This window comes from Flavobacterium columnare (assembly GCF_014844295.1).
Taxonomy (GTDB): domain Bacteria; phylum Bacteroidota; class Bacteroidia; order Flavobacteriales; family Flavobacteriaceae; genus Flavobacterium; species Flavobacterium columnare.
In genome coordinates, this window is record NZ_CP054494.1 from 2971840 (window position 1) to 2985887 (window position 14048).

13 protein-coding genes and 1 CRISPR repeat array are annotated in these 14048 nt (G+C 29.6%); of the genes, 2 read left to right on the plus strand and 11 right to left on the minus strand.

Annotation, left to right across the window (positions count from 1 at the left end; genetic code table 11):
- Positions 1 to 97 precede the first annotated feature (97 nt).
- Together cas1 and cas2 are read left to right on the plus strand one after the other, a co-directional pair.
- Positions 98 to 982, plus strand: coding sequence for a type II CRISPR-associated endonuclease Cas1 (gene cas1 / locus HUE53_RS13100; protein WP_014164462.1), 885 nt, complete (start codon positions 98 to 100; stop codon positions 980 to 982).
- On the plus strand, positions 973 to 1302 hold the full coding sequence (gene cas2 / locus HUE53_RS13105; protein WP_065213638.1) for a CRISPR-associated endonuclease Cas2: 330 nt from the start codon (positions 973 to 975) through the stop codon (positions 1300 to 1302). Before cas1 ends, cas2 begins: the two co-directional genes overlap by 10 nt.
- Positions 1303 to 1408: 106 nt before the next feature.
- A CRISPR array of direct repeats spans positions 1409 to 3796; the repeat unit is 36 nt; unit sequence AATATCGTGTTTTCTAATCTTTAATCAAACCACAAC.
- A gap of 179 nt (positions 3797 to 3975) precedes the next feature.
- Here cas2 and HUE53_RS13110 read toward each other — a convergent pair.
- The 11 genes from HUE53_RS13110 to HUE53_RS13160 all read right to left on the minus strand — a co-directional run bounded on the left by HUE53_RS13110 (position 3976) and on the right by HUE53_RS13160 (position 14047).
- Complete coding sequence (locus tag HUE53_RS13110) at positions 3976 to 4272, minus strand: type II toxin-antitoxin system RelE/ParE family toxin (protein WP_014164460.1); 297 nt, start codon at positions 4270 to 4272, stop codon at positions 3976 to 3978.
- Positions 4265 to 4507 (minus strand): ribbon-helix-helix domain-containing protein, encoded by a 243-nt coding sequence (locus HUE53_RS13115; RefSeq protein WP_014164459.1) that lies wholly within the window; start codon positions 4505 to 4507, stop codon positions 4265 to 4267. Before HUE53_RS13115 ends, HUE53_RS13110 begins: the two co-directional genes overlap by 8 nt.
- A gap of 263 nt (positions 4508 to 4770) precedes the next feature.
- Positions 4771 to 9162 carry a type II CRISPR RNA-guided endonuclease Cas9 gene (gene cas9, locus HUE53_RS13120; protein WP_192188567.1) on the minus strand — a complete coding sequence of 1464 codons (4392 nt, stop codon included), beginning with the start codon at positions 9160 to 9162 and terminating at the stop codon, positions 4771 to 4773.
- A gap of 487 nt (positions 9163 to 9649) precedes the next feature.
- Positions 9650 to 9940, minus strand: coding sequence for a hypothetical protein (locus HUE53_RS13125; protein ID WP_014164457.1), 291 nt, complete (start codon positions 9938 to 9940; stop codon positions 9650 to 9652).
- 4 nt (positions 9941 to 9944) lie between these two features.
- Positions 9945 to 10451: an SH3 domain-containing protein gene (locus tag HUE53_RS13130; RefSeq protein WP_065213641.1), complete on the minus strand. Its 507-nt coding sequence runs from the start codon at positions 10449 to 10451 to the stop codon at positions 9945 to 9947.
- 65 nt (positions 10452 to 10516) lie between these two features.
- The gene (locus HUE53_RS13135) at positions 10517 to 10732 is read right to left on the minus strand and encodes a hypothetical protein (RefSeq protein ID WP_014164455.1); all 216 of its coding nucleotides are present in this window, start codon (positions 10730 to 10732) and stop codon (positions 10517 to 10519) included.
- Positions 10733 to 10737: 5 nt separating this feature from the next.
- On the minus strand, positions 10738 to 11028 hold the full coding sequence (gene yidD, locus HUE53_RS13140) for a membrane protein insertion efficiency factor YidD (protein ID WP_065213642.1): 291 nt from the start codon (positions 11026 to 11028) through the stop codon (positions 10738 to 10740).
- Position 11029: 1 nt separating this feature from the next.
- On the minus strand, positions 11030 to 11260 hold the full coding sequence (locus HUE53_RS13145; RefSeq protein WP_041253324.1) for a hypothetical protein: 231 nt from the start codon (positions 11258 to 11260) through the stop codon (positions 11030 to 11032).
- A gap of 1 nt (position 11261) precedes the next feature.
- Complete coding sequence (locus tag HUE53_RS13150; protein WP_155761353.1) at positions 11262 to 11420, minus strand: hypothetical protein; 159 nt, start codon at positions 11418 to 11420, stop codon at positions 11262 to 11264.
- A gap of 245 nt (positions 11421 to 11665) precedes the next feature.
- A complete protein-coding gene (locus HUE53_RS13155) occupies positions 11666 to 12334 on the minus strand; it encodes a response regulator (protein WP_014164452.1) in 669 nt (222 codons plus the stop codon).
- A gap of 9 nt (positions 12335 to 12343) precedes the next feature.
- A complete protein-coding gene (locus tag HUE53_RS13160) occupies positions 12344 to 14047 on the minus strand; it encodes a tetratricopeptide repeat-containing sensor histidine kinase (RefSeq protein ID WP_065213643.1) in 1704 nt (567 codons plus the stop codon).
- Position 14048: the final 1 nt, after the last annotated feature.

A 14048-nucleotide genomic window follows, 5' to 3' on the forward strand; every position in this document is an offset into this window, starting at 1 on the left:
CTTTTTTGACAAAAGTAAATTCTATGTTTTTAAAGACCTTACGGTTTTCCGTAATAGAAGTTCTAAAAGAGCTGTTATATTCATCGTAAAAAAATAAATGCTAAAAAAAACCATTCTAATTGAAAATAAATCATCTCTTTATACAAAAAACAATCAATTAATTATAAAAGGGATTTTACGAGAGGCTACTATACCCATAGAAGATATAGGCTTTTTGGTACTTGAAAGTCAAGAAATCTATATTAGTCTCCCAGCTTTAAATTTATTATTAGAACATAACAGTGCTGTCATTATTTGCAACGCATCCCATTTGCCACAAGGTATGTTTTTGAATTTGAATAGTCACCATATACAACAAGAACTCTTTAAATATCAGATTGAAGCAAGTATTCCGCTAAAAAAACAATTATGGCAACAAACCATTGTTGAAAAAATTACAAATCAAGGTTTGTTACTTGAGCGTATAACTGGTTTAAAAAATCAGTTTCCTTTTTTAGCTTCTAAGGTTTTAAGTGGTGATAGTAGTAATATGGAAGGAGTTGCAGCCAGTCAGTATTGGAAACAATTTTTTGATATACGTTTCAAGCGGGAACGCTTTGGAGATTATCCTAATAATTTTTTAAATTACGGTTATACTTTATTACGAGCAGCCACAGCTAGATCTTTATCAGGAAGTGGTTTATTAAACACCTTAGGTATTCATCATAGAAATAAATACAATGCTTTTGCTTTAGCAGATGATATTATGGAACCTTTTCGCCCTTTAGTAGATGAAAAAGTATATGAACTAATACAGCGCTACGAAGAGCAAGAACTGAATACAGCTATAAAATCTGAATTATTACAAATACTTACGCGTACAGTGTATTTTAAAGACGAAAAAAGTCCTTTGATGGTAGGATTACAAAAAACGGCAAGTTCCTTACAACAGTGTTTTTCGGGCGATCGTAAAAAGATAAAATACCCAAAATTATGGATTTAAACGGGTATCGAATTATGTGGTTGTTTGTGTTTTTTGATTTGCCTACTGAGACTAAGAAAGACCGAAAAAATGCTTCTGGATTTCGGAACCAACTTTTGAAAGATGGTTTTAGTATGATGCAATACTCGGTATATATACGGCATTGTGCCAGTAGCGAAAGTGCCGATGTACATGAAAAACGTGTACACAAACTCCTGCCTCCTTCAGGAAAAGTAAGTATGTTACGAATTACAGACAAGCAATTTGGGAACATACAAAACTTTTGGGGTAAAGTAGAAACCCCTAAAGCACCACAACCCACCCAACTGGAACTGTTTTAGAAATAAAAAAATGCTTCAATCTTGGTATAACGTGCCAAAAAAGAAGCATTTTTTTTAACGATATTTTGGCTTAATGCTTTGATATTTAATAACTAAGCTGTTAGCTAATATCGTGTTTTCTAATCTTTAATCAAACCACAACTTTGGTGGTATTGGTTCGGAGGGTTGTTGCAATATCGTGTTTTCTAATCTTTAATCAAACCACAACTAGAGATGGGAAATTAAGTAGTTTAATAATAATATCGTGTTTTCTAATCTTTAATCAAACCACAACATCAATTACGTCAATGAATAATCCATTAGAATATCGTGTTTTCTAATCTTTAATCAAACCACAACCAATACAACGGCTGGGATTTAACTATTTGTAATATCGTGTTTTCTAATCTTTAATCAAACCACAACATTACTATAAATTTATTTTTAGTTTTATATAATATCGTGTTTTCTAATCTTTAATCAAACCACAACTGGTCTTCAAGATTTAATTTGTTTTTTAAAATATCGTGTTTTCTAATCTTTAATCAAACCACAACAGAAGTTTCTCTACAGAATCTGCTTGACCAAATATCGTGTTTTCTAATCTTTAATCAAACCACAACCATTTTCTACAATTTCGTGCATTGTAAAAGAATATCGTGTTTTCTAATCTTTAATCAAACCACAACGGTAACTTTTTAAATAATTCTTATGGTTTTAATATCGTGTTTTCTAATCTTTAATCAAACCACAACCATTTCAAATTCAGTCATAAATTAAAATTGAATATCGTGTTTTCTAATCTTTAATCAAACCACAACTCTTATTGTTTCCTGTAAAAGAAAAGATATAATATCGTGTTTTCTAATCTTTAATCAAACCACAACAATGCTCTTAACATCGCTTTAGCTTCTTTCAATATCGTGTTTTCTAATCTTTAATCAAACCACAACTTACTTCATTCGCTGGTGTTCCGGCAATAAAATATCGTGTTTTCTAATCTTTAATCAAACCACAACCACTATTCAATCTCAAATGATTGTGATTTGAATATCGTGTTTTCTAATCTTTAATCAAACCACAACAAATCAATGTTAAAATTATTTTTAGCGTGAAATATCGTGTTTTCTAATCTTTAATCAAACCACAACTCAATTTCATTTAATAAATCTCTACATTCTAATATCGTGTTTTCTAATCTTTAATCAAACCACAACGGGTGGCGACCCACGGTGAATTGAAAAATAATATCGTGTTTTCTAATCTTTAATCAAACCACAACTCGGTTTTATTGTACAACCTCTTTATATCAATATCGTGTTTTCTAATCTTTAATCAAACCACAACTTCGGTGTCGGGATCGAACCCCACGGCTTAAATATCGTGTTTTCTAATCTTTAATCAAACCACAACATCGTGCCAGGTATAATAAACTTGTTTACAATATCGTGTTTTCTAATCTTTAATCAAACCACAACGTTTATGAGTAATGAATTACTCAGCACCATAATATCGTGTTTTCTAATCTTTAATCAAACCACAACGCTTCGTAAGAACGCAATCTTAAAGCGTGAAATATCGTGTTTTCTAATCTTTAATCAAACCACAACATGCAATTCAAAATTAATTTTGATTACTAAAATATCGTGTTTTCTAATCTTTAATCAAACCACAACAAAGACCTCGCCTTCGTTTCTCAAACCAGCAATATCGTGTTTTCTAATCTTTAATCAAACCACAACCAAACAACGTTTAGCTGAAGAATTAGCTCGAATATCGTGTTTTCTAATCTTTAATCAAACCACAACATCCCTATAATTGAATTTTTTTCAAAATAAAATATCGTGTTTTCTAATCTTTAATCAAACCACAACTACTTTTCAACAAAACTTTAACAAATTTTTAATATCGTGTTTTCTAATCTTTAATCAAACCACAACTACTCGGAAATTTCCGTATTGCACTCTAAAAATATCGTGTTTTCTAATCTTTAATCAAACCACAACATATCCACAATACGAACTACTGATGATTTAAATATCGTGTTTTCTAATCTTTAATCAAACCACAACAAGAAGGTGTATATAGGTTGTCCGACCATTAATATCGTGTTTTCTAATCTTTAATCAATTATAATCACAAACACACCTATAACAAATATTGACTTGGTGTTTGTAAACCACAACCATATAAACGGGATTACTATTATTAACAGAAATATCGTGTTTTCTAATCTTTAATCAAACCACAACCTAAACTTTTACTAAACTTTTTTTATTTAAATATCGTGTTTTCTAATCTTTAATCAAACCACAACAATGATAAAGTTGTCATAATTTATATTTGTAATATCGTGTTTTCTAATCTTTAATCAAACCACAACTCCATCCTTGACCTTTGAAAAAAATAAAATAATATCGTGTTTTCTAATCTTTAATCAAACCACAACTGATAATTTTGATTCATTAATAAATGATGAAATATCGTGTTTTCTAATCTTTAATCAATTATAATCACAAACACACCTATAACAAATATTGACTTGGTGTTTGTAAACCACAACTGAAATTACAATCGTAATTTTTAACCAAATAATATCGTGTTTTGACTTCGTTGAACCTCGTCCCTCGGTTTCTAATCTTTAATCAAACCAATCAGTATGAGGTTTGGTTATTTGCGATTTGATAGTGTATGTCAATGAACTAAATTTTGAATTTCAAAATCCTGCCTTCCAACTATTGTTGTAATGATAACTCCATTTGTAACAACTTTATAATAGATGGTGTCAATTCCGCAAACACATTTGTAATAATTTGACTTAATATTTGATGCCAAAGGGAATAAATATGGATTTTTAGCAATTTTATTAAAACAATCGTGCATCATGTCAAAATATTTATCAGCTTGGTCTAGACCAAACTGACCAATTCCATATTCATAAATACGCAACAAATCTATTTTAGCTTGTTCGCTTAAATCATAATTATACATTTAATCGTTTTTTAAATTCGGCAAGCATTTCTTCTTTAGTTTGTTTTTTAGCCAAACCACTTTTTTCGCCTAATTCTATTTTCATTCTAACATATTCGTAATATTCTTCCTGCTTTCTTGCCTGTTGAATTAAGTAGTTAATCGCTTCACTTTTACTTGTAAATTCTTCGTTTGCGACTTGCTGTTTTAACCATTCATCATTTTGATTGGCTAAAGTGATGCTTTGACGTGCCATGTTATTGTGTTTTGTTGGTGTAAATTTACACCATTTTTTAACCGCTAGATCATAATTTTTAATTTTTTCAGAAACTTAAAACTTATTCAAAGATAAACGCCGCGATTTGTCTTCTTTAAAACATTGTAAACCACTACAGGAATTCGAGAGCTTCAGTTCCTGTTGAGGGTCTTAATCTGCGTTTGACACTATCGTGTTTAGCTCCGCTGAATCTCGCTAAATCGATTTCTAATTTTTATGTCAAAGAACAAATGTTATTGTTTTTAAATTTTTTCAAATTTTCCAGATGGTAAAACTTTAAAGTCTATTCCTTCTAAAAAGGCAGTAAATTGATTGTGATTCATTTTTCTAGTCGGTTTATTTTCCCCTAATTTAAATGGACCATCAGGTTTATAATTATCTTTTTTTATAACATCTATTTTTCTCGCTTCTTTAAAAAATCTTAGCATTATTATGCCAAATTCGTATAATTTACCTGATACTATTTGTCTTTGAATAGACAAACCTTCAATTAAATATACTCTTTCTCTAAAATCTAATATTTCTGAAATATCTTTAGGATTTTCAACTGTTTTATCGTAAAAAACTACCTGTTGACCTCTTTTTAAAATTACATCTCTATTGTTTCTTTTCTCAATGGGTATTAAAACTTTTTTACCTTTTATTTCTTTTTCTTTATGTAATGGATAGTAACCTTGATTTTGTTTAAGAAGTTTTGCTAAATTAAAATTATTGATTAATTCAAATTCTCGCTTTCCATCAAGTTCATACAAAGCCATAGCATAATTTTCATCATTTTGTCCGTACACAGTTTGTTTGTGTTCGTGTTTTGATTTTGATAAAGTACTATGCTTTTTAATTTCTATAGGGTTTTTAACAGAATTAGCATAGATTCTAACTTTGTTAATTGGTATTTTTTTCTCTTCGTTCATCCAAACATTTTTACCTTCGGCAAATTTGTTTTTTTGTTGGGGGTTAGATGAAATAAGTAAAATTTTATTAGTTACTGCTTCTTTTACTTTTGCTTTTACATTTTCATCGACTATGTTTTCTATATCATTTGCTTTTAAACTTTCTAAATCTTTACGGATTACATAACGAATTTCATTAGTGTTTAGTGGGTTTTTAATGGCACCATAAATACTGTCTTGATGTAAAGATCCTCTTATTGTATCGCCCTGTTGTAGTATAGGTATTTTATTACCTTTTTCGTTAAGCTTATAAATTATTTTACCATTAGCATCCTTTTTAGGAATAGCTTTTCCATTTGCATTTCTTTCTATTTCGGCTACGTATTGTTTTTTACCTCTTACACGAAGAATCTTTTTAGTTTGTTTTTTTACGTTATCTGGCGTAAAATGTGATACTAAAATTTCGGTTTCTATTTTTTCTATATCTTCTTTAAAGGTTTTCCAAGGCTTGGCTTGTTTTATTAAAACTTTTGCTGCTTTTTTATCTTGTTCGTCTTCTAAACGCCACGCGTGAGCTAACAAATCATATTTGTCTTTAGGCATACACGCAATGGTAATCGCATCAATTGTATGATGGGTGTGTTTGCTTCTGTCTTTTTCTTTGAAGTGTTTTAATCCGTTTTCATCTATAAAACTTTCTTGGATGCCCCAAAGTTTTCTGAACTCAGCCACTGCGCCACCTTTTACACTTTCTACTCTTTTGAAATAGGATTTTAAATAGGCTTGCGCATATTTAGTTATAATACCTGTATCAGGTATTTGACTGTTTTTAAAACCTACTTTAGGTTCTTCCCAGGTAAATCGGTCATATTTACCTTGAATATAGTCGCGTTTTAAAGTGAGGTAATGCCTTTTTCTTATGTTTTTATCTTTTGCCTCTTTTGTAGCTGCTGATTTTATAGATTTAGAAATGGTTTCAATTTGTCGAGTTAGTTCCTCAGCTTCTTTTTTCCAGTGTGCAATTCTAGGTAAAATATCATTGTAGTTTGATAACTCAATAGGCATTTTTTGCTTCTTTATGTCTCTATTAAATCTTTGACTACAAAGGGTTTTGTTCATTTGCGAATTATCTTGTGAGATACTTCTAGGAATAGTATGTTCTATATCATAAGAAGGATTGCTACCTATAATGTCACAGATGCTAATATTATTGCCTTCCTCGTATATTTCACACTTTCCTTGTTCTAACCAAAGCTGGTATCTTAAAATATCATCTTCTGTAGGATTTACTTCTTTGTGGCATTGCTCTAAATAGAGCTTTTTTATTTCTTTAATGGCGTCCTCTTTGAATTTTTTGTTTTCATTTTGAAAATCCTGTATCCCTTTTCTTTTGTTTGCATCGTTCAATTCACGAGCCATTTCAATATGAATGCGAGTGTCTTCATCTATTTGATCATTAGCTATTAGTGTGTTAAGGACTTTGCGTAATTGATGTAAAGCACGCATAGCCATAGGGTTTTTTATAGAAGTAGTAAGCGGACTGCCTAATACTACTTTTTCATTGCCCCATTCGTCTTTAATGGTTTTCTTTTTGAATACTTCTATATCTGATGGATGATAGAGTTTTTTTAACTTATCAGGATGGTTACAAAATATTTGTCCCTCTTCATTTTCACCTTTAAGAAAAGCTTCAATTTGTTTATCTAACCTACCTATTTTAATGAATTCTTGCTTTTTTAATTGATCCATTAGAATAGGGAATAAATCTTGAAATATTATTTCTTGTTCGTGTTCCTCAATAATAATATTTGCTTTGTAAAAGGGGACAAGCTTTTTTCTCAAATCAGCCTCAAAAAGCGATTCCGCTTCTTTAGAATAATATACCTTTCTACCTTCTTTGTCTTCGGTATTGTATATTTTCAATAAGCCGTTAATTAGTTCTAGCTTGCTTTTTTCTACTATATAATTATCTACTAATTCAACTATTTTTGATTGAATGAATTTTTGTTGCTCTTCATCTTTCCAAATGTCATCATCTACAATATTCTCAATATTTGCCATAAAAACAGCATGCGAGTACAGTAATCCTTGTTTTAAATAAGGTAGTATTTTTGCAATAGCTGCCAAACTAAGACTAGCAAAGTCTTTTTTCAGTTTTGTTTTGCTAAATGCTTTTGCGTTTTTAGGTTCTAGTTTTAGTTTATCTATGGCAAAATCATATAAATACGTATCTGAGGTTGCAACTGAAAGTAAATGCCATAAATCTTTATAATCTACAGATTTTGTGACTTCATTCTTTTCCGTATTTCTAGTTTGGTATTCGAAAGTTTTAATTTTCCAGTCTTTTCCTATAGCATTTTCCAGTGAAGCCGAAACTACACAAGCAGAAACACTATCTGTAGGTTTGTAATTAAACCAATAAAAAAACTCATTTTTCTTAGAAGATTTGTAATAGCCAAAACTAGCTCCTTTTTCAACCAGTTCTTTGGCTAAAACCTCAAAATTAAAGTCGCTTTTTCTGTAAAATTTCGGAACTAATTTTAATTTTTCTTCCAGTGTTAGGAAACGTAATGTCTTCTCGCTTTGTGTGCCTATCTTTATGGTGTTTAAGTATGACCACATTCTAAATTCCTCATAATCTGGATGCGAAACAGCACATCGAGATTTGTTTTTTTCAAAAGAACATTTTCCTATTAATCCTTTTTGCGATTTTAGAGGTCTTTGAAAAAAAATAGCTCGGTATAAATCTTTAGCTAAACCCGTAAACTTTTTTTCGGGTAATTTTTCATTTGTATTTATTCCTTCAATTCCTTGTATTTGACAAATTATGATAAACTCTTCTAAATAATGTTCTTCACGAGAAGTATATTGGTTTCTTATTCTTGTTTTGTTGTATAAACTAAAAAAATATTGGCCTAAGGTTTTAAAATTTCCATCAAGCATTGCTTGTGAAATGTCTTTAATTTTTCCTTTTACTTTGCCTAAATCTGCCTTTTTATTGAGACGCGCAATAAGCTCTTGTTTACATGTTTCAATATCATTAGCATTCTTTTTTGTAATGGATACTAATGAAGTGTATAATTTCTTTAGATTTTTTTCTCCTTCGTCTAAATCCTTTTTAAAACCACTTTTCTCTGTCTCATCTATAATTCCAAGATTAATATAATACTCTTTTAATTCGTTTAAGATCGCATTCGAATTATCTAAATCTTCAATTAAATTTTGAATTTGCGGGTTATGTTCTTCAAAAACACCTTCGGCTGATTGATCTAAGCGATTACTCAAAAAACCTCTTCGTTGTGCTATATGGTACAAGGCTCTACCTAACTCAAATAAAGTCACTTTTTGCTTACTGGCTTTGTCTCTAAAAAGATAAGGATTTATATTTTTATCTTCATTGGTTCGTAGCCAATCAAGAAATTCAGGATTTAGTGGATATTCTTTGAAACCAGATTTTTTCCATTGTTCCACTTCTTCAACAGATAGAGGACACATTCCATTAATAGAGAGCACTTTTAAAGTTTCGTATTTTCTTAGTTTTCTGCGATATTTTATTTTACGAGCACTTCTGTAGGCTGTTCTTTCGGCAGCTCTAGATATTTCTTTTCCATTTTCAGATTTTACTCCTTCAGAAAAAATCCTAGCTCCTTTGTCTAGAATTTGATTTACTCCTTCATTTTCAGTATCTCTAATTGCCCAACCAATTGAGTTAGTCCCCAAGTCTAGTCCAAGTATTTTTGTCATTTGTGTTTAGTTTGTAATTTGGTCTTAAAAGTAAGGAAAAACTTTTTTCATCTAAATACGGAAAACCGTAAAGTGTTTATAGCTTTTTTTGTGTATATTTGTATCAGATAAAATTATTCTAATCTTTAATCTTATCACAATAAGGCTATATGCCGTAGACGAAAGTCTTTAGTCCCGCTTCGGTGGGACTTTTTTTATGACATTGTAGTAAAAAATAGGACTTTTTTATCATTTAACCCAGATTATACATTAGAAACTTATTGTAGATAAAAAGGACTTTGAATCTAAAAAAGCACTTCATTTTTTGTCCTTAATGTAGTAAAAAAATTCCGTGTCTTTTTAGCTTCTTTGCCCTTTCCGTATTCGTTACAAGGTCTATTGCATAATCTGGGTTTAAGCAAAAGATATAAATAATAAGGGGATTTTGGGATTCCCATTTGAACCACCACCTCTGTTCAGTAGTTCGCTCTTAATTACATATCTCTGTTTACTTTTCGCAAGTTTCTTTTTTATTAGCAGAAACTAATTTTCTACTGGTCGTAATTTCTAAATCATCGGTACTTTTATTATGAGTTTTACAAAGCGGGATTATATACCAACTCATATCTGAAGAATCAGATTTTTGGACGTGAGCTCCAACTAAATCTTTTTTTTCTGAACAGCTTTTCTCTGAACACGAATCTACATCCTGCTTACTGTATTTTTTCCAATGTTGCAACCAACTTCCACATTTGCAATTGTTATCTGATGTTCCATTAATGTTTTTAACTTTTGTCATATTCTTATTTTATATTTTTTGCATATAAATACCCTATATTTTCGCTTTCTTCTACTCTAACTTTTATCCAATCCCCTTTTTCTTCTATAAAAACAACATTAACTCCAAATGTTATTTTTTCGATAATTTTAGATTCTAAGGAAGGATTTTCTCTTAAATTTAAGATATCATTGTAGATTGTTATTGTTTCATCAACATAATAATATTTTTTAGAGCTACTTAGTTTTGATGAATATTTTGGAGTTCTAGACCTTTTGCTCTTTTTTTCATTTGAGTTATATAAATAATGGGTACTAGTAGTAGTACTACTACATACACCACAACTACCACCACTGGAACAATGTGCGCATCTCGAACAATTTCTACAAGCTGTACAATATGCAGAACCTGTACATCTGCCAGCTTCCTTTTTAGGTATTAGACATTCATAATTTGATGTAATTAATTCATTATTCTTCGAAAAGGAGAAAAAACAAAATAGAAATGTTATTAATAATCCTATTGCCTTCATATTTAATTGTTTAAAAGTGAATATTCTTTTTAATTTAAGAATACTTTATGATAAAAATTATAGTTCTAATCGTATTTATATTTTACATTTCTATTTATATAGGAATTTAACCCTAATCCTTTAAGTGCTAATGTTTTCATTTGATTAATATGATATGCTCCAGCTTTGTTATAACTATACGTATAGATAGCTCCTGAAGCAAATCTGATTTTTATAAAATCATTTCCAATTTGATAGCTATATACAGCAGATGTTCCACTTAAGTTTCTATATCTTTCCAAAAAAATTATTTTAAATGAGTTATTAATCTTTTAGCTATTTCTTCTTCTTCAATTATTTGATTTGAAGTCAATAACATTTGAACTTGATTTGATATTGGATTTTTAAAAACTTCAAATCCACTTCGACAATTTTTAAATCTGTAATGAAAAGCCTTTAATCCTTTTAAAAAACCATTTTGTAGCGTTTCTTCATATATAAAATGTGAGCAAGATTTTCTAAAAATACATCTTGGTTTTTTATTCTTTGGCTTAGTTAACCAATACAATCGAATACTCAATAGGACTAAATACTTCATACTACTTTTCAAAAACTACCATTTGTCTAGTTGTCATATAACCTGGTTTTGCTCCTAATCCAAAACAACCTGTCTCAGGGTTTACAAATGTGGTCACACTTTCTAAACGAACATATTTCCAGCCTTGATTAGAAAGATCATTGATTAAATTTTCTAGTTGAATTGCGACATTGTCTGAAGTTCTTTTTTTGGGATCCAATGAAGCTATGAAGGGTACTACTTTGTATTTCATATTATTTTCTTTTTCTATAATGGTCATTAGTAGAAGAATTTTTATAATGGCCTCCTTTATGAGAACTCCCCTTTCCACCTTTATAGTGTCCTTTTTGTGCATTAATACTAGTTCCTAGTAAGAATAAAAACATTGTAAATAAAACAGTTCGTCTTTTCATAATTATTTTTTTTATGTTTATATGGCAAACTTACCTCCAACAATAACCATTTCCTTACGGAAAACCGTAATGCATAAAAATACCCCCAAATAGTATCTAACTTTTTGGGGGCAGTGCAAAGTTGGACAGCCTTTTTTATTACTATAATATTCAGATACCTATCGAATATGATTTTCATATATCCGATTCTTATAAAGTGAGTTCAACTTTTAGGAGACCTTCTCTATATTTTTAAAAATATGTGGTTAAATAATTCCCATATCTTTTGCAATGGCAACTAAATGAACGGTATTATTGGCTTTAAAATAATCTTTAAGTTTTGCTATACGTTTTTCGATGGTACTTTTACTATTAGGTGTAATATGAAGTTCTTTAAACTTAGCTTCCATATTTTCTTGCGGAATTCCCAAAGACAGTTGCGTCAGTAATTGAATATCGTATGTATCTATTTCGGAGGTGGTCTTATCTTGTAATATAAGTTGAATACTAGGTGAAATATATTTTTCTTTTCCTATCCATATTGTTTCAATAGCTTTTTTTAGTTCGCTTGCCGTATAACGATGTTTAACCACGTAGGCATCAATCCCTTGATCGTATACTAGTTTTTTAATTTTGTGAGGTCTATCCTCTATTGAAAAAGCAATTATTTTAATAGACGGGAATTTTTCTTTAACTTCTGTTATTAATTGTTCCCCTGAAGTTATTTTAGCATCTCTATGATCTATTTTAAAAGATAAATCTGTAATTAACAACTCAAATGGTAAATTGTCTATATGTGCTTTTTTTAATCTTAAAATGGCATCGTCACAATATTTTACATATTCAACAACCGAAATATCAAATTCACTAAGTGTCTTTTCTGTAGCAATATTATTCAGATCGATATCATCAACCACTAAAACTTTTGAAAACATAGTAATACTTTATTTTGGAATATTTATCTTTACTTTTAATCCCTTATCAGTAGCATCAAAAGTAATGGTTCCGTTAATGTTTATAATACGGTTTTCCACATTTGCCAAACCGCTTTTTTTTATACTTTCTATATTAAACCCTTTTCCATTATCTGAGTAGTCTATTTTTAAAGCTTTTTTATGAGTTGAAAAACAAACAACCACAATAGTCGCTTGACTGTGTTTTTTCATATTTACTAAAAGTTCCTGTAATACTCTAAATAAAGTAATCTTTTTGATTTCTGATAAACTCTCCCAATCTATTGTATCTTCTTTTTTTATAATAATATTTTGTGTATTTGATTTATATCCGTTTATCATTTGTAATATACTTTCAAAGAAAAAAATCCCTGTTTCTATTGATTCATTTTCTTTTGAAATATTTCTAGATCTTTGATATAGAGTATCCAACAAACTAATTAAAATTTCTCGATTTTCTGGTTTCTCGATTTTTTGGGTTTCTACAAATGACATGGTTTGAAACACATCGTTGGCAATTTCGTCGTGAATTTTTTTAGCAATTTTAGTTTCTGTAAAATAGGTTGCTTTTTGTTTTTCTAATTGTGTTTTATTTTTTAAATAATTATAAATAAAAAAAATTAAAGTTGCTAGTAAAGCAGAAGCTGAAATCCAAATATTTTTTTCATTTTGACTTTTTTGTAGTTTAAGATCCGTAGCTATTTTTTCGTTTTTTAGTTTTAAATTTTCTTCTTTAGCTACACGAGCATCGTATCTTATTTTGGCAAACTGGTTCTTAGCTGTACTTCTTATTTGTGTAATGCTATCCTGTAAGTTAGCATATTGTAATGCCTGTTTTTGAGTACTTTGTGGCAACTTAATGATTAGTAATAAAGCCTTAAGCCTTTGATCAATACTTTTATGTAAGGTTGCATTTTGGTAAGCTTTTGTAGCATAATAAAAGGATTTTTGAGGATTTAACTTTATATACACATCGGCTAAATGCAAATAGCTTTCTACTCTTTCGTAAGTATTATTGCTTTGAAGTTTTGTCTGAAGCGCTTTTTTTAAAAGTTTTAATCCTTCTTCCTTTTGATTTAAATTATATAAACTATATCCTAAATTATCTAAATATATAGCCTTTCGAAAGGGTAAGGAATCTAGCCCTTTTTCTTTTAAAATTCTATTAAGAATTGTTTGTGCTTTATCAAATTTTTTTTGTTGAATATATACATTTGCTATGTTATTTAAAGAAACTATTTGAGTAAGTTTGTTTTCAGCAAGATTAAAAGTCATATTATAATGTTCAATAGCACTATTATAATTTTTTTGTTCTTTAGAGGCTATACCCAATAGATTATGAATAGCAGCTTGATAGGTTTTATTTTTCTTTATGTAAGGTAACGCTTCAATCAAACTGGATTCGCTACCAAAATAATCCCCTTCAAGCTGCTGGATACTAGCCATTTGAATAAGGCAATAAACAATGTTTTCATTTTTATTAAGTGTTTGATACAATGACTTTGCTTTGTCGTAATAGTAATATGCACTGTGAAAGTTATTAGCATTCCATTCTTTTTCGGCTTTATTTTGGAGTTGAAAGGCTATTCTTTCTACAGGATTTATTTTTTTATGTTCAATTTTATGTTCTTGCTTTTTTGTACAACTAATTACTATAAACCATACGAAAAACAGTAAACTCAGGAAAAATTTCATA